Annotated in this window: 22 protein-coding genes; 18 read left to right on the top strand and 4 right to left on the bottom strand. The window is 42.8% G+C overall.

Translation table 11 applies throughout. The features are described 5' to 3' along the window. The first annotated feature begins 74 nt into the window (after positions 1 to 74). From BTO30_RS05245 to pstB, 6 genes are all read left to right on the top strand, one after another. On the top strand, positions 75 to 683 hold the full coding sequence (locus BTO30_RS05245) for a superoxide dismutase (RefSeq protein WP_075397661.1): 609 nt from the start codon (positions 75 to 77) through the stop codon (positions 681 to 683). Between the two features lie 159 nt (positions 684 to 842). Next, entirely contained in the window at positions 843 to 2,951 is a 2,109-nt protein-coding gene (locus tag BTO30_RS05240; RefSeq protein ID WP_425429444.1) for a peptidoglycan D,D-transpeptidase FtsI family protein, read from the top strand. Between the two features lie 146 nt (positions 2,952 to 3,097). Then, positions 3,098 to 4,069: a PstS family phosphate ABC transporter substrate-binding protein gene (locus BTO30_RS05235; RefSeq protein WP_075397659.1), complete on the top strand. Its 972-nt coding sequence runs from the start codon at positions 3,098 to 3,100 to the stop codon at positions 4,067 to 4,069. Between the two features lie 100 nt (positions 4,070 to 4,169). After that, positions 4,170 to 5,114 carry a phosphate ABC transporter permease subunit PstC gene (gene pstC / locus BTO30_RS05230; RefSeq protein ID WP_075397658.1) on the top strand — a complete coding sequence of 315 codons (945 nt, stop codon included), beginning with the start codon at positions 4,170 to 4,172 and terminating at the stop codon, positions 5,112 to 5,114. Further along, the gene (pstA, locus tag BTO30_RS05225) at positions 5,114 to 5,998 is read left to right on the top strand and encodes a phosphate ABC transporter permease PstA (RefSeq protein ID WP_075397657.1); all 885 of its coding nucleotides are present in this window, start codon (positions 5,114 to 5,116) and stop codon (positions 5,996 to 5,998) included. The genes pstC and pstA overlap by 1 nt, the downstream gene beginning before the upstream one ends. A 49-nt stretch (positions 5,999 to 6,047) precedes the next feature. Continuing rightward, positions 6,048 to 6,857, top strand: a complete 810-nt coding sequence (gene pstB, locus BTO30_RS05220) for a phosphate ABC transporter ATP-binding protein PstB (RefSeq protein ID WP_075397656.1) — start codon at positions 6,048 to 6,050, stop codon at positions 6,855 to 6,857. A gap of 46 nt (positions 6,858 to 6,903) precedes the next feature. Here the strand turns inward: pstB and BTO30_RS05215 are convergent, their stop codons facing one another. Further along, the gene (locus tag BTO30_RS05215; RefSeq protein ID WP_075397655.1) at positions 6,904 to 7,359 is read right to left on the bottom strand and encodes an endolytic transglycosylase MltG; all 456 of its coding nucleotides are present in this window, start codon (positions 7,357 to 7,359) and stop codon (positions 6,904 to 6,906) included. Continuing rightward, positions 7,356 to 7,724 (bottom strand): hypothetical protein, encoded by a 369-nt coding sequence (locus BTO30_RS05210; RefSeq protein WP_075397654.1) that lies wholly within the window; start codon positions 7,722 to 7,724, stop codon positions 7,356 to 7,358. The genes BTO30_RS05215 and BTO30_RS05210 overlap by 4 nt, the downstream gene beginning before the upstream one ends. A gap of 152 nt (positions 7,725 to 7,876) precedes the next feature. On the opposite strand from BTO30_RS05210, the gene BTO30_RS05205 reads away from it, so the two are divergent. The 9 genes from BTO30_RS05205 to BTO30_RS05160 all read left to right on the top strand — a co-directional run bounded on the left by BTO30_RS05205 (position 7,877) and on the right by BTO30_RS05160 (position 17,280). Beyond that, positions 7,877 to 8,440 carry a DUF4912 domain-containing protein gene (locus BTO30_RS05205; protein ID WP_075397653.1) on the top strand — a complete coding sequence of 188 codons (564 nt, stop codon included), beginning with the start codon at positions 7,877 to 7,879 and terminating at the stop codon, positions 8,438 to 8,440. Between the two features lie 38 nt (positions 8,441 to 8,478). After that, a complete protein-coding gene (locus BTO30_RS16810) occupies positions 8,479 to 10,752 on the top strand; it encodes a glycosyltransferase family 4 protein (protein ID WP_158023567.1) in 2,274 nt (757 codons plus the stop codon). Continuing rightward, positions 10,749 to 11,609, top strand: a complete 861-nt coding sequence (locus tag BTO30_RS05190) for a nucleotidyltransferase family protein (protein WP_075397652.1) — start codon at positions 10,749 to 10,751, stop codon at positions 11,607 to 11,609. Before BTO30_RS16810 ends, BTO30_RS05190 begins: the two co-directional genes overlap by 4 nt. 51 nt (positions 11,610 to 11,660) lie before the next feature. After that, on the top strand, positions 11,661 to 11,810 hold the full coding sequence (gene rpmG / locus BTO30_RS05185; protein WP_045850975.1) for a 50S ribosomal protein L33: 150 nt from the start codon (positions 11,661 to 11,663) through the stop codon (positions 11,808 to 11,810). A gap of 43 nt (positions 11,811 to 11,853) precedes the next feature. Further along, a complete protein-coding gene (locus BTO30_RS05180) occupies positions 11,854 to 12,420 on the top strand; it encodes a 5-formyltetrahydrofolate cyclo-ligase (protein WP_211272821.1) in 567 nt (188 codons plus the stop codon). 51 nt (positions 12,421 to 12,471) lie between these two features. Continuing rightward, the gene (locus tag BTO30_RS05175) at positions 12,472 to 14,019 is read left to right on the top strand and encodes a rhomboid family intramembrane serine protease (protein WP_245796336.1); all 1,548 of its coding nucleotides are present in this window, start codon (positions 12,472 to 12,474) and stop codon (positions 14,017 to 14,019) included. A 17-nt stretch (positions 14,020 to 14,036) separates the two neighbouring features. Further along, positions 14,037 to 14,246, top strand: coding sequence for a YqgQ family protein (locus BTO30_RS05170; protein WP_075397815.1), 210 nt, complete (start codon positions 14,037 to 14,039; stop codon positions 14,244 to 14,246). A gap of 2 nt (positions 14,247 to 14,248) precedes the next feature. After that, a complete protein-coding gene (locus tag BTO30_RS05165; RefSeq protein ID WP_075397650.1) occupies positions 14,249 to 15,175 on the top strand; it encodes an ROK family glucokinase in 927 nt (308 codons plus the stop codon). 233 nt (positions 15,176 to 15,408) lie between these two features. Further along, positions 15,409 to 17,280, top strand: a complete 1,872-nt coding sequence (locus tag BTO30_RS05160; protein WP_075397649.1) for an LTA synthase family protein — start codon at positions 15,409 to 15,411, stop codon at positions 17,278 to 17,280. 70 nt (positions 17,281 to 17,350) lie between these two features. Here the strand turns inward: BTO30_RS05160 and BTO30_RS05155 are convergent, their stop codons facing one another. Next, the gene (locus BTO30_RS05155) at positions 17,351 to 17,527 is read right to left on the bottom strand and encodes a DUF2759 domain-containing protein (protein WP_075397648.1); all 177 of its coding nucleotides are present in this window, start codon (positions 17,525 to 17,527) and stop codon (positions 17,351 to 17,353) included. 179 nt (positions 17,528 to 17,706) lie between these two features. Between BTO30_RS05155 and BTO30_RS05150 the strand changes: the two genes are divergently transcribed. Then, positions 17,707 to 18,336, top strand: coding sequence for an MBL fold metallo-hydrolase (locus BTO30_RS05150; RefSeq protein WP_075397647.1), 630 nt, complete (start codon positions 17,707 to 17,709; stop codon positions 18,334 to 18,336). Positions 18,337 to 18,500: 164 nt separating this feature from the next. Here the strand turns inward: BTO30_RS05150 and BTO30_RS05145 are convergent, their stop codons facing one another. Continuing rightward, positions 18,501 to 18,881, bottom strand: a complete 381-nt coding sequence (locus tag BTO30_RS05145; protein WP_075397646.1) for a Spx/MgsR family RNA polymerase-binding regulatory protein — start codon at positions 18,879 to 18,881, stop codon at positions 18,501 to 18,503. A 177-nt stretch (positions 18,882 to 19,058) separates the two neighbouring features. On the opposite strand from BTO30_RS05145, the gene BTO30_RS05140 reads away from it, so the two are divergent. Both BTO30_RS05140 and BTO30_RS05135 read left to right on the top strand, forming a co-directional pair. Continuing rightward, entirely contained in the window at positions 19,059 to 19,751 is a 693-nt protein-coding gene (locus tag BTO30_RS05140) for a helix-turn-helix transcriptional regulator (RefSeq protein ID WP_075397645.1), read from the top strand. Positions 19,752 to 19,833: 82 nt separating this feature from the next. After that, positions 19,834 to 20,079 carry a DUF2626 domain-containing protein gene (locus tag BTO30_RS05135; RefSeq protein WP_075397644.1) on the top strand — a complete coding sequence of 82 codons (246 nt, stop codon included), beginning with the start codon at positions 19,834 to 19,836 and terminating at the stop codon, positions 20,077 to 20,079. Positions 20,080 to 20,090 lie beyond the last annotated feature (11 nt).

Raw genomic sequence — 20,090 nt, 5'->3', positions numbered from 1 at the left:
CATGTTCACAATTTTGTTAATCTTATTAATGTTAGCAGTTATATCAATTTTAATTTTTCGGGAGGAATTTCACAATGGCATTTGAACTACCACAACTACCTTACGCGTATGACGCACTTGAGCCTCACATCGACAAAGAAACAATGAACATTCATCACACAAAACATCACAACACGTACGTAACAAACTTAAATGCTGCACTAGAAGGCAACGAAGAGCTTCTTTCTAAATCAGTAGAAGAAGTGATTGCAAACCTTGATGCGGTTCCTGAATCTGCACGTACCGCAGTTCGTAATAACGGCGGCGGACATGCCAACCACTCTCTTTTCTGGCAGCTTCTTTCTCCAAACGGCGGCGGCGCTCCATCTGGAAAATTGGCTGATGCAATCAATTCAAAATTCGGCAGCTTTGATGCATTTAAAGAAGAATTTGCAAAAGCAGGCGCAACCCGTTTCGGTTCTGGCTGGGCGTGGCTTTCAGTTGCGAACGGTGAACTAGAGCTTTCAAGCACACCGAACCAGGACTCTCCAATCATGGAAGGTAAAACGCCAATTCTTGGTCTTGACGTATGGGAGCATGCGTATTACTTAAACTATCAAAACCGCCGTCCTGACTACATTGCCGCATTCTGGAATGTTGTCAATTGGGATGAAGTGTCAAAGCGTTACGAAGCGGCTCTTTAATAGCTGATTCTTTTGAACCGGTCCTCTAAATGGACCGGTTTTTTGGTGGAAAAAAACGTGCCGGTTCGCTACAATGAAAGATAGACAAAAAGAAACATAGAAAGGATCAGACGGTTGAAAAAAGCAAATAAAAAGAAAAAAACGCATGTCCCATTTCGCATGAATATGTTGTTTTTTATCGTATTTCTGCTGTTCTCGGCGCTTATTTTCCGTCTTGGGATTGTGCAGATCGTACAGGGTGAGGATTATCAGCGCAAAATTGAACGAACGGAAGATATTACGGTAAATACAAGTGTACCGCGCGGGAAAATTTTTGACCGGAATGGACAGATTGTGGTCGATAACGTGCCGCAAAATGCGATCACGTATACGCGTGCGAAGAGCCCGGACGCCGATGAGATGATGGAAACTGCGGAGAAACTGGCACAGCTTATTGAAAAAGAAACGGATCAAGTAACGGAGCGGGATAAAAAAGATTTCTGGATCCGTAAAAATGAAGAGAAAGCGAAAGCAAAAGTGACCGATGAGGAATGGGCCGCATATGAAAATGATGAGCTCTCGGAAGACGAAATTTACGATTTGCAGCTGGACCGTATTACAGAAGAAGATTTAAGCGAATTGACCGCTGAAGAACTTGAAGTCCTGGCTATTTACCGTGAATTTACAGCCGGGTATGCGATGACACCGCAAATTGTGAAAAATCAAAATGTGACGGATGTGGAATATGCGGTTGTCAGTGAAAATTTATCGTCGCTTCCAGGTGTGAATACGACAACGGACTGGGAACGCGCGTATGCGTTTGACAGTACATTAAAAACCGTACTCGGCAATATTTCTTCCTCTAAAGAAGGACTTCCAAAAGAAATGGTTGATTATTATTTAGCACGTGATTACAGCCGTAATGACCGCGTTGGAAAAAGTTATCTCGAGTATCAGTATGAAGATGTATTACGCGGCCAGAAAACAAAAATGAAAAATATAACGGATAAGTCAGGCAACGTGCTTGACTCGGAAATCATTACGGAAGGGCAGCGGGGGCATGACCTTGTTCTCACAGTCGATATGGATCTGCAAATTGCTGTTGAAAAAATCATTGAAGAAGAGTTGGGCAAAGCGAAGCGCTCCGGGGGCCATCCACTGCTTGACCGTGCTTTTGTCACGATGATGGATCCGAATACGGGCGAAATTTTAGCAATGGCCGGTAAAAAGTATGAAATCAATGACGGCAAAGCAGAGATGCTTGATTTTGCGCTCGGCAACATGACAACTTCTTATGCAATGGGGTCTGCTGTCAAAGGAGCGACCATTTTGACAGGCTATATGACCGGAGTCAATGAACCGGGGGAATATATTGTCGATGAACCGCTTCGCTTTGCTGGGACAAGCCCGAAAAGCTCCTGGTTTAACCGCGGAGGCGCCTTTGGCATAAGCGACACGTATGCGTTGATGCGTTCATCCAACGTGTACATGTTTAAAACAGCGATGAAAATCGGAGGAGCTAATTATGTTCCAAATGGCGGCCTGCGAATTGACATGGAAGCATTCAGTACGATGCGAAAATATTTTAATCAATTTGGACTTGGCGTGAAAACAGGTATTGATTTGCCAAATGAGCAGGCAGGCTATCAAGGGATAGTAGATCCGAGAGAACCGGGTAAACTGCTCGATTTTTCAATTGGACAGTTTGATACGTATACACCTCTTCAGCTCGCACAGTATGTGTCAACGATCGCGAATGGCGGCTACCGGATGGAGCCGCACATTGTAAAGGAAATTCGTCAGCCGATGTCTGATGCGAATAAAATTGGACCGGTTGCAGAAGAAATTCGGCCGAAAGTATTGAATACACTGGATCTGGAACCCGGCTGGATTGAGCGTGTACAGGAAGGGTTCCGTCTCGTAGCACAGGCTTCTCAAGGTACAGCGTCCGGCTATTTCGGCGATGCGCCATATAAAATGGCAGCCAAAACCGGAACAGCAGAAGGTGTTTATGATGGGCCATTAAGGGAAAACTATAAGAACCAAATGACGTGGAATGTAACGCTGGTCGGCTATGCTCCCTATGACAATCCCGAGGTCGCAATGGCCGTTGTGGTTCCATGGGCATATCAAAGCAGTGCAAACTCCATTCCGATCAATCATAATATCGGACGCCGGGCAATGGACAAGTACTTTGAATTGAAAGCACAAAAAGCGAAAGAAAAACCGGCAGACGCTATTGTTGAGCAGGAAATTTTGAATAAAAAAGAAACAGAAACGGAATCATAATGAAAAAGACGTTCTTTTATGAAGGACGTCTTTTTTGGTTTTTACAAAACCTTAACATTTCATTAAAACCGTATTAATACTGTTCCTTTATTGTATTCAGTGTAGCAAATAACCAAAAAACAAAATTGCAGGGGGAAATGAAGAAAATGAAACCAGTGAAAGTCCTTACTTTATCAGCATTGCTTGGATCGGCGCTTGTGCTTGGAGCTTGTGGGAACGATGCGCAATCCGACACGGGGGAAAATACAGAGCAAGCAGAATCAGGAGACGCGCAGCTTCAAGGACAAATCGCAATTGATGGTTCATCAACAGTCTTCCCGATCATGGAAGCTGTTTCTGAAGAATTTATGATGGAACAGCCTGATGTACAAGTAACAGTTGGATTATCTGGAACTGGCGGCGGTTTTGAAAAATTTATCGCCGGTGAAACGCAAATGAGTAACGCTTCTCGCCCGATTAAAGAGGAAGAAGCAGCTGCTCTTAAAGAAGCGGGAGTTGAATTTACAGAATTCCAACTTGCATATGATGGTTTATCCGTTGTTGTAAATAAAGACAATGACTGGGTGGACCAATTAACAGTGGATGAATTGAAAAAGATGTGGGTTGATAACGGTACTGCCGTGAAATGGTCTGACATCCGTGAGGGATGGCCGGAAGAAGAAATTAAATTCTATTCTCCTGGTACAGATTCAGGAACTTTTGATTACTTCGATGAAGTGATTTTAGATGGCGCCCAAATTAACAAAGGTGCAACTCTTTCTGAAGATGACAATGTGCTTGTTCAAGGTGTAACCGGGGAGAAAAACGCTATCGGCTACTTCGGTTATGCATATTATTTGGAAAACAAAGACAACATCAAAGTGGTTCCGATCGTAAATGAAGAGGGTAAGGCAGTCGAGCCAAATGCTGAAACAATTGAAAGCGGTGAATACGAGCCACTTTCACGTCCGCTTTTCACATATGTAAGCAACGCGGCGATTGCGGAGGATGAAGCAACTGCAGGATTTGTTCAATTCATGCTGGAAAATGCATCCGTTCTTTCTGAAGATGTTGGATATGTATCTCTTCCACAAGAAAAATATGATGAACAATTGGTAACACTTGAAGGTTTGAAATAAATTTTACAGTAAATATAAAAGCGGATAAAGAACATGACGTACACCAAAAAGAAGCAGAGGCTTCTTTTTGGTGTACTCGGGTTGAAAGGAGTAATTCGGGTTGAAAACGACAAAAAAAGAACTCAGTCCGGTTCAACAGCTGCTTGAAAAAAAATATAATGGCGGCTTTTTGAACAGAAGTGAAAGAATAATACCGATCGTTCTCTTTTTTATGGCGGCGGTATCCGTATTAACTACATTAGGTATTGTGTTAACATTGATTTTTGAAACAATAATCTTTTTTGGTGAGGTATCAATTGTCGAGTTTTTCACAGCGGCAGAATGGTATCCATTCTCTGAAACAGAAGCTGTTTATGGCATTTGGCCGCTGGTCCTTGGTACACTGAAAATCACATTGATCGCATCCGCTTTTGCTGTGCCAATCGGCCTTGCAGTAGCACTTTATTTGAGTGAATATGCCAGCCGCCGCACACGCAAAGTGATGAAGCCGATTCTTGAAGTGCTTGCTGGTGTGCCGACAATCGTATACGGTTTTTTTGCTCTTACATTTGTTACACCTGTTTTGCGCGACTTGTTCCCGTCAATTGAATTGTTTAACGCGATCAGCCCGGGAATTGTTGTAGGAATCATGATTATCCCAACCATCGTTTCTTTATCGGAAGATGCATTGTCATCCGTGCCGGAGCCGGTGCGTCATGGTGCTCTTGCAATGGGTGCTACAAAATGGGAAACAGCATCAAAAGTCATTTTCCCGGCTGCTCTATCAGGTATTCTTGCTTCGATTGTCCTCGGGGTATCACGTGCCATCGGTGAAACCATGATCGTGTCCATTGCAGCAGGTTCTACACCGTCTGCCGCACTTGAATTAACGTCATCTTTACAAACGATGACATCGTACATTGTACAGGTCACAACAGGTGACGCCGGCTTTGGAACGACGATTTATTACAGTATTTATGCTGTCGGTTTTACATTGTTCATCTTTACATTGTCGATGAACGTGCTGGCTCAGTTCATCTCGAAGCGCTTTAGGGAGGAATACTGATGGAGAAGATAGAACGTATTAAATCTGAAGAAATGATCGGCCGGATTGATAGCCGGCTGGTAAAAAATAAAGTTGTCAAAAGCATCTTTTTTGCTGCGACAGTTTTCACATCGATTATTCTAATTGTGCTGCTTGTCCGCATTCTAACTCAAGGTGCTCCTTATTTATCTTGGGACTTCCTTCAAAACTTCGCTTCACGCCGGCCTGAACAAGCGGGGATTAAAGCAGCTGTCATCGGAACAGTATGGATGATGTCCGTTGTCATTCCTACGGCTGCGATTCTCGGTGTCGGTACAGCGATTTATCTGGAAGAATATGCAAAAAAGAACGCCATAACCCGCTGGATTCAAATGAATATTTCAAATTTGGCTGGTGTTCCTTCTGTCGTATTCGGTTTACTTGGTTTAACGATTTTTGTCCGTTTATTTGGCTTCGGCAACAGCGTTTTGGCAGCCGGATTTACAATGGCCCTGCTCGTGCTGCCGGTTGTCATCGTGGCATCCCAGGAAGCCATACGTGCCGTTCCCAGCGAATTAAAAGAAGCTTCTTATGGCCTTGGTGCAACAAAATGGCAGACGATCTTCCGGGTTGTTCTTCCATATGCCATCCCAGGCATCGCGACAGGAAGCATTTTGGCTTTCTCACGTGCCATCGGTGAAACTGCACCACTGATCGTGATAGGGATACCAACATTTGTTGCTTTTCTGCCATCTGATGTATTTGATTCTTTTACTGCCTTGCCGATGCAGATTTACAACTGGACCAGTCGTCCGCAGATTGAGTTCCATAACCTTGCAGCAGCGGGAATCATCATTCTTCTCGGTGTGCTGATCGTCATGAACTCCGTTGCGGTATGGATTCGTAATCGTTACCAGAGCAGATAATTCGTTTTGTTTTGAGGAAAAATGATTTTACATTTGGAGGGGACTTGAAATGGCGTTAACAGCAGTAAAGACAATGAAAAATAATCAAACAACACAGACAGAAGAAGTGCTTGTTTATAATACAAAAAACTTGAATTTATGGTATGGCGATCATCATGCGCTGAAAAACATTAATTTGGACATTAAAGAAAAAGATGTGACAGCTATTATCGGTCCATCGGGCTGTGGGAAGTCCACTTATATTAAAACTTTAAACCGCATGATTGATCTTGTACCTGGTGTAAAAACAAACGGAAGTATTGAGTACCGAGGCCGTGACATTTTCAGTAAAGAATTTCTTGTGGAAGAGTTGCGGACCCGTGTCGGCATGGTTTTCCAAAAGCCGAATCCATTTCCAAAATCGATTTATGAAAATATTGCATTCGGTTTGAAAATTCATGGTATTAAAAATAAGCAAATTATTAATGAAACAGTTGAAAAAAGTTTGCGCGGAGCTGCTCTCTGGGATGAAGTTAAAGATCGGATTCATGAGCCGGCATACGGACTGTCAGGCGGGCAACAGCAGCGTCTTTGCATCGCCCGCTGTCTCGCGCTTGAACCGGATGTCATTTTAATGGATGAACCTACGTCTGCTCTTGACCCGGTGTCCACACTTAAAATTGAAGAGTTGATTCAAGAGTTGAAAGAACAGTATTCAATCATTATTGTGACGCATAACATGCAGCAGGCAGCTCGTATTTCAAATAAAACAGCTTTCTTCTTAAATGGGGAAGTCGTGGAGTTTGATTCGACAGAAACCATCTTTAATAATCCTGCCGACAGTCGTACAGACGATTATATATCAGGACGATTCGGATAAGAAAAAGCCGGCGCTATGGGGTCAGTCCCATGGCAACGCCGGCTTTTTATTTTATTAAAATTGATACAATTTCCTCATTCGACATATTTGGTGAAAACGTGAAGGTGCCGATTTGCAGCTTTGATGCATATTTATTTTCTTTCAAATATGCATTAAAAGATTGCGCATCTTCTATCACACCGGCATTTTCCAGCGCCTTTACAATATCGGCAGAGGACATTCCAGATGCAATGGTAATGGTCATTTCTTTCTTGCCAGTAACAGATTCGACCGGCTCAATATTTTCTTCTTCGGCTGGTGTTGCTGGTTCTTTTGATTCAGGTATGGCTGGCTGTTCGTTCATTTCATCGTCTGTTAGTACCGTATAGTTTTGTTCTTCGAGTAACCTGATCATTTCTTCATTTGTCATTGTCTCTTCTTTAGAAATGTTATCAAAAAAGGAAAGAGCGGCTGCAGAAGCAAGGAGACCAAGGCCAAAAGCACGGATTGATTGCTTCATCATACTCCCGCGTCCCTTCGGCTGGACTGATTCATTGCTAGGATTTTCTTTACTTGTTCTACTGATAAAGAAGATTGTCCGGCAATTTGCTGCAGATCAATCCCTTGATTGAAAAGAGCGATTACCTGACTTTGTATAATTTGATTGACGGAGGCTGCAGGTGCTGACGCCGGAGAAGGCACATCGCTTATTAACAGCTCTTCTTCTATAATTTTTAATTTTTTATTTATTTGATAATGTTCTTGAAGCATTTGCATGGACAGTTCTTCCAGGTCTTTCTGGAGCTGCCGTTGCTTGTCTTTTATAAAAAAGGACAGAAAAATAAAAGCAGCACCTGAAGCGGCAAGTCCGATGATCAGTCCGTTCATACATGTTTCCCTCCTTGATACTAGTCCATTCATTATACCACATTTTAGCAGAATAAAGAGATAGATGCTGTCCATTGCCGCACGGATTCGAAAATGATACGATAGAAATATAAACAAATTAGGGAAAAAATGCTGGACTGGGGTGATTCAGATTGATTGAAGAAATCGTTCAACTAAAAAAACGTAATTTTTCATGGGATCAGATTTCAGACCAATTGGACCTGCCGCTTGATAATATAAAAAGCAAATGGCGTAAGTATACGAGACAACAAGACGGCATACGTTGGCAAAATGATTTGAATGCGGTTTTTTTATCAGCAGACCGTTTGTATTGCCGGTGGCGAATTCACCCTTCAATTCTAGAGGCAGCGGTCCGATGTGAAAAGCCGTTAAATCCGGCCATTATGGATTTACGTATTTTTGATATTACCGATATTTATTATAATGGTGTGAATGCTCACTCCGTTACTTGTATAAAAGTAAGTAAGGACGATCAATTCTGGACGATAAAAGGACTGAAGTGCAATCGTTCGTACATTTGTGAGCTTGGGTTTTTAACGGAAGATTATTTGTTTTTTCCGATCGTGCAATCTCATCCTATTCATACACCTTACCAGAGCAGCGGAGATTATATTCACAGACTCCGCGAAGCGAAACAGTTTTATCACAATCCGTTCCGGCCTCCGTGCTGGATTGAACATCCTGACTGCCATTAATGAAGTATGAACGAAAAAGAATTGGAGGTTACTACAAAATGGAATATCCATTTTCGATAATGGTACTGGCAGATAGTCCGTTCCGGCCTCTCGTTCTTGCCGGTTCAAGTATGAGCAGTAAAGAAATAACAAAAATTATGGATGTTTACGGCTATATCATTGCGTCCGCTAAAAAATCGACAGCAGAAAAACCGATTGCGGCCGCTGTCAATTTATTTACACTAGGTTGGTTGAATGGGGTAAGGGGAAAGATGGCCGTTCAGTCGTTTGTAGAGAACCAGCCTAATCATGCAGCTGCAGCCTTTTTAAATGAATGTAGTGGTTCTTTTATCGATGCCTGCCGGTCATTAATAACGGAAAAGAAACTTCTGCTCATTCCGGTTGCGCTCAGTCAGTTTCCACTTACTTCTTATCCTGTAAAGAATGCCGCAGCGGAAGATATTAAACGGACAGTTAAGATATGGAAAGATATTTTTGGTGAAGCGCCGCCTTCTATATGGCTTCCGCGCGGTGCCTATATGCCCGGTATTGATGAGCTGCTTCAGAGGGAAGGCTGCCGATTTGTTTTCTTGCCGGGCGAAGCGTTCCCGGCGAATGAACGGGATACATTTCATTGGATATCACCTCATGGTTTATCGATTTTACCTTATGAATATGGACAAATAGAAACGGATCACAATCGATCTACTCCACCAGTCATTCGGCTAATGGAAGAAAATGCCTATTCTTTTTATGAACAAGTTGATTTTTTGCATTTTCATGGATCAATTAGTCAAAATGATGAACGAATCATTCATATTCCACTCATATATGAACGTATGAATGAAGGAAGGGCGTTACTGACAGCAGAAGAGCTGAACCGCTGTGAAACGATTTTTCAATTAAAACATGAATGGGATGACAGGACGGCCTTTCAAATGTGCGAAGCGGGCGGTGTACTCGATCTTGAATGGGCTTTTTGTTTATACGCTTGCTTACACAATTTAGAGGAGGAATTGGAGAGTGCAGTAGACTCGCTCCGGTATTTGCTGGATGGGGCCTTGAAAAAATTTCCTGATTTTGATTATGCGCATCAAAGAATGAGGCTTCATTACGGTGTTGAACTTATTCCGACGTTATTACATGAAGAGCTCGATGAAATGGATGGCGCTGTTGTCATGCTGACATGGGAGTATCCACCGAATATTATAGGCGGCATGGCAAGACACGTGCATGGACTCGCGGAAGCTTTGGTTGAATCAGGACGTGAAGTGATTGTGCTCACATCTGCTTGCCGGGGTGCTCCTGAATACGAGTGTGTAAATGGCGTTCACATATACCGCTCGGGGCCTTTGCATGAAAGCGAGTACGATTTCATGCGCCGTGTGGCTGATTTGAATATGTGTTTATTCCAAAAAGGCGAGGAATTAATACGGAACTATGACATTTCCGTCATTCATACACATGACTGGCTGACCGGCGACGCAGCCGTTCTTTTAGCGGAGAATCATCAGCTCCCGATTGTGTCAACCATTCATGCTACAGAATACGGCCGTAATAATGGAATTCACAATGAACTTCAGTCGTCGATTGCCGCAAAAGAAAAGAAATTAATTTCCGCATCCAACACAGTAATCGTGTGCAGCCAGCCGATGAAAGAAGAACTTCGTGTTTTTTATGAAGCCCGCGATAAAGATATTTATGTTATTCCAAACGGTGTCGAATTTGAGGAACATGTAACGACAGAAGGCCGTTTTCATCAAATGCGTCCCTTTATATTTTCTATTGGGCGGATGGTGTATGAAAAAGGTTTTCAAACTTTTTTTGACATTGATATAAAAAACTTGAAAAAAAGAAATATTCAGTTTATTATTGCCGGTAAGGGTCCGCTTTTGGAAGAGTGGCGAAGAGAAGTGAAGAAACGCGGTTACGAGGATATTATTCATTTTGTCGGTTATGTAAGTGATGACGAGAGAAAAGCGTTATTTCAAACATGTGAAGCAGCTGTATTTCCGAGTCTTTACGAACCGTTCGGTATTGTAGCTTTGGAAGCAATGGCGTTTCGTAAACCAGTCATCGCTTCTGCAACGGGCGGATTGAAGTCGTTTGTGCTTCACGCGCAGACAGGGCTTTTATTTGAGCCGGGAAACCCTGGTGATTTGTCCACAAAAATCAGGACCATTTTAGATCGTCCTGAACTTGCAAAACAATTAGGTGCCAATGGACACGAAATGGCGAAAGAACTTTATAGCTGGAAACACATCAGTGAGCAGACAGAAAAAGTGTACGATCAAACCGTTTTCATCAAAAAAATGGAAGGTGTTCGAACATGATAGGAGTATTGCTTGCAGGAGGAAGAGGGAAACGTCTCCGGCCGATGACAGACCATATTCCAAAGCCGCTGGTGCCATTGTTGAACAGACCGCTGCTCGATTATAATTTAAACGTATTTAAAGTGAATGGAATTCGCCGCATATTTATGACGGTGTGCTACAAAAAAGAAATTATTAAACAGTACGCAGGAACGGGAAAAGAAGCCGGGATGGACATTCAATACATCGAAGAGATTACACCGCTCGGGACAGCAGGGAGTCTTTTCGCATCAAATGAATTATTTGAAGAAACAATTGCTGTCTTAAGCGGCGATGCTTTAACAAACGTGCCGCTTCGGGATGTTTATGCTTTTCATCAGGCAAAAAAAGCGCGCGTCACCATCGTCACGGCTCCGTCAGAAAGCCCGGAACAATTTGGCGTTTGCCTGGCGGACAGGGAAAGCCGTCTTTTATCTATTTTGGAAAAGCCTGATGAACCCCGTCTGTTGACGAATCAGGTGAGCACCGGTATCTATTTAATTGAATCGTCTCTTTTTTCGGACTATGCGTTCAGAGGAGAAGTTGATTTTGCAAAAGATGTTTTCCCTGCCTTACTGGCTAATGGTGAACCTGTTTTTGTGTATGAAACGAATGCATACTGGCAGGATATTGGGACGATTCGTCAATATACATTAGCCGAAAAAAGGCTGAAACGGGGGATACCGGGAATCAGCCTTCTGAAGCAATTTTATCCGCTGTCTAAAACCTTTTCAGCACCACTTTTACACGAAAAAATATTGCCGGCAGCACTGGCTGATTCTTATTCATCAATCTTAAAAAAACAGACTGGCATTTTAGATGAAAAGGTGCTATTATAGAAAAGTCGCAATGAACAGAATAAGCGAGACAAGTTTGGAGGGAAATGAACTATGCGTGTAAATATTACATTAGCTTGCACTGAGAGCGGTGATCGCAACTATATCACAACTAAAAACAAACGTAACAACCCGGATCGTCTCGAGTTGAAAAAATACAGCCCGCGATTGAAAAAAGTGACAGTGCACCGCGAAACGAAGTAAACAGCAGGAGACTCTCCTGCTGTTTTTTTGTATGGAGGAAATGATGAAAAAAAAGCAAATGCGATTGCAGATAAAAGAACAGCTGTCTGCACTTGAAAAAACGGAATATGAGCAGCGATGCCACCTTATTGCAGCACAATTGTATGCGCTTCCGGAGTGGCAGCGTGCCGAGGTTATAGCGGTAACCGTTTCAGCACCGTACGAGATTGACACATGGTCGATTATTCGCTACGCGTGGCTGAGCGGGAAAAAAGTATGTGTGCCGAAATGTGCCCCTGAAACGAAAGAAATGCATTTTTATATCCTTTCCGATTTTCGTGAGCTTGAAAAAGTATACGCCGGCTTATACGAGCCATCTCCTCACATGACTGCATTCATTTCGCCTAATTTGATTAATTTTGTATTGGTACCTGGATTATTGTTTGATGAAAATGGCTACAGGATCGGATTTGGCGGGGGGTATTATGATCGTTTTTTAACGGCATTTAGGGGTACCACTATATCGCTTGCTTTCTCATTTCAGCTTTGTCATGAAGTTCCGGTTGAGCCGCATGATGTGCCTGTTCAGAAAATTGTGACTGAAATGGGTGTTATAAATTGCGCGAAATAATTCTTCGCACTTTACCGGCTGAGTGTGTTCCGCTATAGTGAGAACAACAGGATGTACGAAAGTAGTGATGAAATGAATGTACAAACAGATGTTATTTTCTGGCGGCTGGCGTTTTTTTTCGTTGTTGAACAAGAGTACACCATTGCACGCTTAAGCCAGGATCGACAGGAAATGTGGCTTGAAAATCGGTCAAATAAAGAGGCATCCATTGTTCGGCTGACGAACCAAAATCTCGGCTGGGCAGCAGGGCTTGGGCGTGATGTAGAACGTCTCCTGTGGAATGGTGAGCAAATACGCAAAAAAATGGGTGCGAGAAAACTGTCTTTGTTGAATATTGTTGTCTCTCCTTACCCGCCTGTTGATGATTATGATCGCTTTTTAAAACCAGTTCTTTCCCCAAAGAAGGGGAGAACGAAAGCGGCCACATTGCTTTTTACAAAAAATGATCTGGATGAATCGTTAAGAAGGCTTGAATCCATTTTGCCTCCTGTACCCGAACGCCGTGACTTTGACGGAGCAGAAGATGAAGCTGCAGCATACGAAAGAGCCGTTTTATCCCATGAAGTAAAGCGAAAAGAAGAGGAACAACGCTTTTTTCATTATGGAAAACCATTTTTTACGTATATCTTTACGGCGGTTAACATCATTCTGTTTATCATGATGACACTTGCAGGCGGCAGTACCAATACGGCTGTGTTAATTGAATTCGGAGCAAAATTTAATCCGCTTATTTTAGAAGGAGAATGGTGGCGATTCATCACACCAATGTTTTTACACATCGGATTGCTGCATCTCATCATGAACTCGCTTGCTCTCTATTATCTCGGTACAGCGGTGGAACAAATATATGGCCGTCTTCGCTTTTTGTGGATCTATTTGTTTTCGGGGCTCACTGGCAGTCTGCTTAGTTTTTTACTTACACCAAATTTGTCGGCCGGGGCGAGCGGAGCCATTTTTGGGCTATTTGGTGCGCTTCTTTATTTCGGTGTCACCAAACCGAAACTGTTTTTCCGGACAATGGGCATGAACGTCCTTGTTGTCATTGGGATTAACCTTCTATTCGGTTTTTCGGTTCCCGGGATTGATAATGCAGGGCATATTGGCGGATTGATCGGCGGCTTTCTGGCGACAGGTGTCGTTCATTTCCCTAAAAAACGGCGCATATTACAACAAATGGCATTTGCTGCAGCGGCGGCGGCAGCAGTCGCAGCAGGCCTCTTTATTGGTTTTCAAAGCGGCTATGCGGCCATTGATGCAAATGCAGTCAACTTACGTGTTCAGGAAGAAATTAATGCCGGAAATGATGATGAAGCGGAAGACATACTGGGCGCTTTTATAGAAGACGGCGGCACACCTTCTGCTGAAACGTTTTTCTATCTTTCCTATATTGAAATGGGCGACGGCCGTCTTGAGGAAGCGGAACAGCATTTAAAGCAGGCCATCGAGGAACGGGCCAATTTTCATGAAGCGCATTATAACCTGGCGCTCATTTATGTTGAAAACGGGCAGTTGGAAGAAGCAAGGAAATCAGTAGGAGAAGCGCTTACGTACGCACCGGATGAGACGCAGTACCAGGAACTGGCGAACAAACTTGATTAATGGGTCGGGTGAACGAAATGAGAACGATTTATGATGTTCAGCAGCTGTTAAAACGATATGGTGTTTTTGTGTATATCGGAAACCGCGTTGCGGATCTGCAGCTGATGGAAGTGGAGTTGAAAGAGCTGTACCAGTCACAGCTTGTTGAAACACAGGAATATCAAATGGCGCTGCTGCTTTTGCGACAGCAAATGGCGATTGAAAAAGAGAAGGAACAGGAGAGTTGATGATGGGAGAAAAACGACTTGGGGCTTGTGATATTGGCGGAACATCGATTAAAATGGCCTTTTTAACAACAGAAGGCGACATTATTCGCAAATGGTCGATTCCAACCGATCGGTCAGAGGGCGGCCTGAACATTGTGTCTCATATTGCCCGTTCATTTAACGAGGAGCTTGAACAGGACGGAGTAACAGCCGCGGATGTAATAGCGGTCGGTGTTGGGGCGCCCGGGCCTGCTGATCCGGTTGAAGGTACTATTTCAGGAGCGGTGAATATTGGCTGGGAAAATGGCTATCCGTTGAAAAAATTGCTGGAAGAAGCGCTTGAACTGCCTGTATTTATTGAAAATGATGCCAACTGTGCGGCACTAGGAGAAATGTGGCGCGGTGCAGGAAACGGCGCCGGTGATGTTGTATGTGTGACTCTTGGGACAGGCGTAGGCGGAGGTGTTGTATCAAAAGGCATGATTATTACCGGTGTTAATGGAGCGGCAGGAGAAATCGGCCACATTACAGTCGTGCCGGAAAATGGCTTTTTGTGCAACTGCGGCAAAAAAGGATGCTTGGAAACAGTTGCATCGGCGACAGGAATCGTCAATCTTTACAAAGCGGAAGGAAAAGATGCTCCGGATGCGCGTACTGTGTTTGAACGGGCTGCAGAGGGTGATGCGGCGGCCAAACGTGTCATCGACCGGTGTGCGTTTTATCTCGGGCTTGCAATCGGTAATATCGCAAACACACTGAACCCGGCAAAAGTGGTTGTTGGCGGCGGTGTATCAGAAGCAGGCGATGTTCTTCTTGCACCGCTTGAACAGTATGTACGCCAATTTACGTTCCCGCGGGCGATGGATGTGCTTTCCATCGAAAAAGCAAAACTCGGCAACGATGCGGGCGTGATTGGCGCAGCGTATCTTGCAAAAGTGATGACAGTTTAATCAAAAATCCAGTTCCGTTAAAAAGGGACTGGATTTTTTTTTGAAACTATTTAAGAATCAATGCGTATGAATAACATGTGCAAGGGTCAAGAATACATTATAAAGATTTTCAATTTCGTGCTGTTTGATTTTTTGTAAAAAAAGTATTAAGATTGTGGAAGGCAATTTACAAAGGTTGAAAGATCCGTTCGACCCCGTAACAGTGTTACAGATGTAACGAGGAGGTTAGAAAGATGAAAAGAACAATTCGCAGCAACATCTCACTCATTGCTGTGGCTGTTTTGTTCTTATGGATGAAAACATATATCGTCTATAAAACAAGCTTTAACATGGATATTGAAAACGCGCTCCAGGAGTTTATTTTGCTGATTAACCCGCTTAGCTTTATTATGCTGGCAATGGGGATCGGTTTTTTATTTAAAAGTGATAAAGCGCGCAACCGTTATTTGCTTACAACCAGTTTTCTCTTAACATTTTTGCTGTATGCAAACGTTGTGTTTTACCGCTTTTTCAACGATTTCATTACGATGCCGCTGTTGTTTCAAACAAGCAATTTTGCAGATCTGGGCAACAGTGTAACGGAAGAATTTAGTGTAACGGATATTTTATATTTTGCAGATGTGATTATTTTATTCCTTCTGTTAAAATTTAAGCCGTCATTTGTGAAATTCCGCCCAATGTCAAAAATGAACCGCCGCGCTTATTTTTTATCCGCCGCGGCTATTATGTTTTTAAACCTTGGTCTTGCGGAAGTGGAACGACCGCAGCTATTAACACGAACATTCGACCGCGAAATGCTTGTTAAAAATATCGGTACATTCAACTACCACATTTACGATATCTTTTTACAGTCGAAATCATCTGCTCAAAGAGCACTTGCGGACGGCAGTGAACTAACGGAAGTCGAAAACTTTGCCGATGCTAAATATGCAGCGCCGGATGATGAATTGTTTGGGGTTGCTAAAGGTAAAAACTTAATTATGGTATCAGTAGAATCCACACAGGCTTTCGTGCTGAACAACACAGTGAACGGTCAGGAAATCACGCCATTTTTAAATGATTTCGCCAAAGAAAGTTTAAACTTTACAAACTTTTATCACCAGACAGGGCAGGGGAAAACGTCCGATGCTGAATTTTTAACGGAGAATTCACTCTATCCGTTAAGCCGCGGTGCAGTATTCTTCACTCACTCTGGAAATGAATTCAATTCGATGGCTGAGAAGCTTGCAGAGAACGGCTATTATTCGAATGCCATGCACGCGAACAATAAGAGCTTCTGGAACCGTGACATTATGTACAAGTCACTTGGATATGAGCGTTTTTATGAAGTGTCTGACTACGATGTCAACGAAGACAACAGCGTGAACTGGGGGATGAAAGACATTCCGTTTTTTGAACAGTCTGTCGGCTTAATGAAAGAAATGCCGCAGCCTTTTTACTCTAAAATGATTACTCTCACAAACCATCATCCATTCTACTATGATGCAGAGGATCAAATGATTGATGAGTTTAATTCAAACAGCGGCACACTTAATCGTTATTTTGTGACGGTCCGCTACACGGATGAGTCGCTGAAGCGTTTCGTCGAAGAATTAAAAGCATCCGGTTTATATGATAATTCTGTTATCGTGCTTTACGGTGACCATTACGGCATTTCTGAAAATCACAACGAAGCCATGTCTCAATACCTTGGCAAAGAAGTAACGCCGTTTGTCTCTGCGGAACTTCAAAAAGTACCATTTATGATTCATATTCCGGGTGTAGATGGACGGGAAATTCCAACAGTCGGCGGGCAGGTGGACGTACGTCCTACATTGCTGCATTTGCTCGGTATTGAAACAAAAGGGGATATTCAGTTTGGCCAGGATCTGCTTTCGGACGATCATGAAAGCTTTGCTGCATTCCGTGACGGCCGCTTTGTCACAGAAGATTATGTATATGCGGATAATAAGTGCTGGGATAAAGAAACGGAACAGCCGACAGACAATAGTTACTGTGAACCTTACATTGATAAAGCAGCAGCTGAATTGAGCTATTCGGACCGTGTTATTTATGGCGATTTGCTCCGCTTCTATGATCCGGATTCTGCGAAAAAAGAAGAATAAAAAAAACTGCCTTCCGGGGCAGTTTTTTTTTGCATGAAAAAAGCACCCGGAGAATTGGGTGCCTGTTTTTTTAGTGGGCTGCTGGATAACCGTGGTGAATAATCGTCATGATTGTGAACCAGCCGATCACGCCGGCAGTGCCAAGACCAAAGAAAATACCAAGCGGGTTTTTGTTTTTCAAGGCGCTGATCGTACTGAATACAGCAAGAATCGCAACTAAAGCGAAAATAATCGTTAAACCGTTCATTTCATCAAACCCCTTTCTATATCAGATCATTAAAAGAAAAAACTATGTAAAATCAGTACATACACCAATATTGTATAGTGTTTCATCATATTTGTCGAGAGTGAAAACGGATTGTTCTTTTATCAGACAAGATTACCTGTTAAGATGGGTGAGTACAGAAAAGGAAAGGTGGAGATTATATGGATTGGACACAGCTGCCGCTTGGTCCGCTTGCGACAAACTGCTACGTGCTTTCACATGGCAAAGAATGCGTTATTTTTGATCCTGGATCAGAAGGGGAAAAGCTTGCGGAATGGCTGAATCAAAACAGTTTAAAGCCGCTCGCTATTCTGTTGACACATGCCCATTTTGACCATATCGGAGCCGTTGAACACATCAGGCAGACGTTTCATATTCCTGTTTATATTCATAAAGCGGAAGAGCAGTGGCTTGAAAATCCGGAATTAAACGGCTCGAACCGATTTGGTATGGGAGCCATTACGGCCGCTCCTGCCGATTTTATCGTGGAAACAGAAGAAGAGCTGGAGATCGGTCCATTTCAATTTAAATTGTTTCATACACCAGGTCATTCACCTGGAAGTTTATCGTATTTTTTTGAAGAGGGCGGCGCTTTATTCGCTGGAGATACGCTTTTTATGGGCAGCATCGGGCGGACTGATCTTCCGGGAGGCGATCATCAGCTGCTGCTTGACAGCATTCATCACAAATTTCTGGCACTTCCTGAAGAAACCATTGTTCTGCCTGGACACGGACCTGCCACATCGATCGCAAGCGAGATGGACAGCAATCCATTTTTAAATGGTTTTTAAGAAACATAAAAAGAGAGTGCCGATTTGCGGTACTCTCTTTTTTGGGGGATGTTTTTTCTCCTCGTAATGGGAGGGGTAAAGCTTAAGCTATTGTTTAAAATTCTAATACAAGTAAAGTACTATGTCAATAGTGTTAATGTCATAAGGAGGGGGCTGTCAGCCGCTCAGCCCGTAAATTTCATGATCTGTTTTTTGTTTGTTAAGCTTCTTAATTTCTCAGGATTATAGCCGACGACAAGCGTTTTGCCATCTGTTAAAATCGGCCGGCGCAATAATTTCGGCTCGTTGATTAATAAGTCAACAACATGTGAGAGCGGCATGTCATCAATGTCAATATTTAAAGATTTAAACGTGCTGCTGCGGGTGGCGAGGAGTTCATCCACCCCCTCTGAAGTCATGGATAAAAGCGTAAATAATTCGCTTCTGGTGGGTGTCTCACGAAAAAGATGCCGTTCTTGTACCTTAACTGAATGGGTACTAAGCCACTTTTTCGTTTTGCGGCATGAAGTACAGCTTGGATACGTAAAAAATGTGACGATCGACATCAGTTATTCCCCTTTCATGTACTTTTAATTATTGTACGCTGATTGTATAACTTTTGTATATATAAGATTTTTTGAAAATTGCGCTTTTTTTCGAGATGCGTAAAAAGTATAATGATTATCATTTTCTACCATGGGATAGTTGTTTATAATAAATAAAAACAAGATTGGAGTGTTATAATGAACACAATATTGAAAGTAACCGGAACGCTGGCCGATGCAACGCGATATTCCATTTACGAATATGTTTTAAAAGAACATAATGACGTTACGGTTCAGGATGTAGCGAATGAATTTGGCATTCATCCAAATGTGGCCCGCTTTCATTTAACAAAGTTAGAGGATGTAAAATTAATTTATTCTCACTTATATAAAACAGGTAAAGGCGGCAGGCCAGGAAGGGTATATAAGCCAGCAGAAAAGGCGGTGCAGCTCTCTTTTCCCCGCCGTGATTATCAGCTTCTAGCCGATATTTTAGTGGAAACGGTACAAATGCTTGGTGAAGAAGGGGTGAATATGGCCCAGGTAGCAGCCATGAAGGCTGGACGTCATGCTGCGGAGGCTGAAGCTGGAAAATCCATTTCTGCTTTAACGGATGAGGAGAAGTTTTTGCTGTTGCAGTCAATAGCTGCCCAAGTTGGTTACATGCCGAAAATGGTGCATACAAAAGATGGATTGGACGTGCAATTTGTCATTTATAATTGTCCATTTAAAGAGATGCTTCATGATAAAACAGATTTGACATGCGGTATACATACTGCGTTTTTAAATGGAACGTTTCAAGCACTTTTTGATGGGACGGAACTGAACCAACAAACGTCCATGTTAGAAGGCTGCCATGATTGCACGTATCACGCAATCGTCACAAACTGACTGAAAGAAACATTTACAATTCCACACTGATTCCTTTATAATATGTTATTGATGGAGTGTACGAATAAAGGAGGGATATTTAATGGATCGCATGTTTCGCGTAATAGCATTCTGGACCGGGATCTTCGCATTGATGTTTTATCTCGGGCACATGGACAAAACCGCATTGCTTTTCCTTGGTCAAACTGGATTTTTCTTGTTATTAGGTTATTTACGTCTTTCTGAACGCATGTACATCTACGTTTTTGGAGCGTACTTGACTGTCGCTTTTGCAGGTTTTACATACTGGTCAACATTCATGATGACTCCTGGAAGCGGCGGTCATTAATCGCGCTTCCC

Source organism: Domibacillus antri (genome assembly GCF_001936625.1).
GTDB classification, from domain to species: Bacteria; Bacillota; Bacilli; order Bacillales; family Domibacillaceae; genus Domibacillus; species Domibacillus antri.
The sequence above is the reverse complement of the archived record's forward strand: the minus strand, read 5'-3'. Positions and strand labels throughout refer to the sequence as shown.

Coding starts and splice junctions, on each gene's coding strand:
- BTO30_RS05140 (WP_075397645.1), top strand. CDS start 19,059: ATGAACACAATATTGAAAGTAACCGGAACGCTGGCCGATGCAACGCGA.
- BTO30_RS05160 (WP_075397649.1), top strand. CDS start 15,409: ATGAAAAGAACAATTCGCAGCAACATCTCACTCATTGCTGTGGCTGTT.
- BTO30_RS05235 (WP_075397659.1), top strand. CDS start 3,098: ATGAAACCAGTGAAAGTCCTTACTTTATCAGCATTGCTTGGATCGGCG.
- pstA (WP_075397657.1), top strand. CDS start 5,114: ATGGAGAAGATAGAACGTATTAAATCTGAAGAAATGATCGGCCGGATT.
- BTO30_RS05165 (WP_075397650.1), top strand. CDS start 14,249: ATGGGAGAAAAACGACTTGGGGCTTGTGATATTGGCGGAACATCGATT.
- BTO30_RS05240 (WP_425429444.1), top strand. CDS start 843: ATGAATATGTTGTTTTTTATCGTATTTCTGCTGTTCTCGGCGCTTATT.
- BTO30_RS05150 (WP_075397647.1), top strand. CDS start 17,707: ATGGATTGGACACAGCTGCCGCTTGGTCCGCTTGCGACAAACTGCTAC.
- BTO30_RS16810 (WP_158023567.1), top strand. CDS start 8,479: ATGGAATATCCATTTTCGATAATGGTACTGGCAGATAGTCCGTTCCGG.
- rpmG (WP_045850975.1), top strand. CDS start 11,661: ATGCGTGTAAATATTACATTAGCTTGCACTGAGAGCGGTGATCGCAAC.
- BTO30_RS05215 (WP_075397655.1), bottom strand. CDS start 7,359: ATGATGAAGCAATCAATCCGTGCTTTTGGCCTTGGTCTCCTTGCTTCT.
- BTO30_RS05170 (WP_075397815.1), top strand. CDS start 14,037: ATGAGAACGATTTATGATGTTCAGCAGCTGTTAAAACGATATGGTGTT.
- BTO30_RS05245 (WP_075397661.1), top strand. CDS start 75: ATGGCATTTGAACTACCACAACTACCTTACGCGTATGACGCACTTGAG.
- BTO30_RS05180 (WP_211272821.1), top strand. CDS start 11,854: ATGAAAAAAAAGCAAATGCGATTGCAGATAAAAGAACAGCTGTCTGCA.
- BTO30_RS05155 (WP_075397648.1), bottom strand. CDS start 17,527: ATGAACGGTTTAACGATTATTTTCGCTTTAGTTGCGATTCTTGCTGTA.
- BTO30_RS05190 (WP_075397652.1), top strand. CDS start 10,749: ATGATAGGAGTATTGCTTGCAGGAGGAAGAGGGAAACGTCTCCGGCCG.
- BTO30_RS05135 (WP_075397644.1), top strand. CDS start 19,834: ATGGATCGCATGTTTCGCGTAATAGCATTCTGGACCGGGATCTTCGCA.
- pstB (WP_075397656.1), top strand. CDS start 6,048: ATGGCGTTAACAGCAGTAAAGACAATGAAAAATAATCAAACAACACAG.
- BTO30_RS05175 (WP_245796336.1), top strand. CDS start 12,472: ATGTACGAAAGTAGTGATGAAATGAATGTACAAACAGATGTTATTTTC.
- BTO30_RS05210 (WP_075397654.1), bottom strand. CDS start 7,724: ATGAACGGACTGATCATCGGACTTGCCGCTTCAGGTGCTGCTTTTATT.
- BTO30_RS05145 (WP_075397646.1), bottom strand. CDS start 18,881: ATGTCGATCGTCACATTTTTTACGTATCCAAGCTGTACTTCATGCCGC.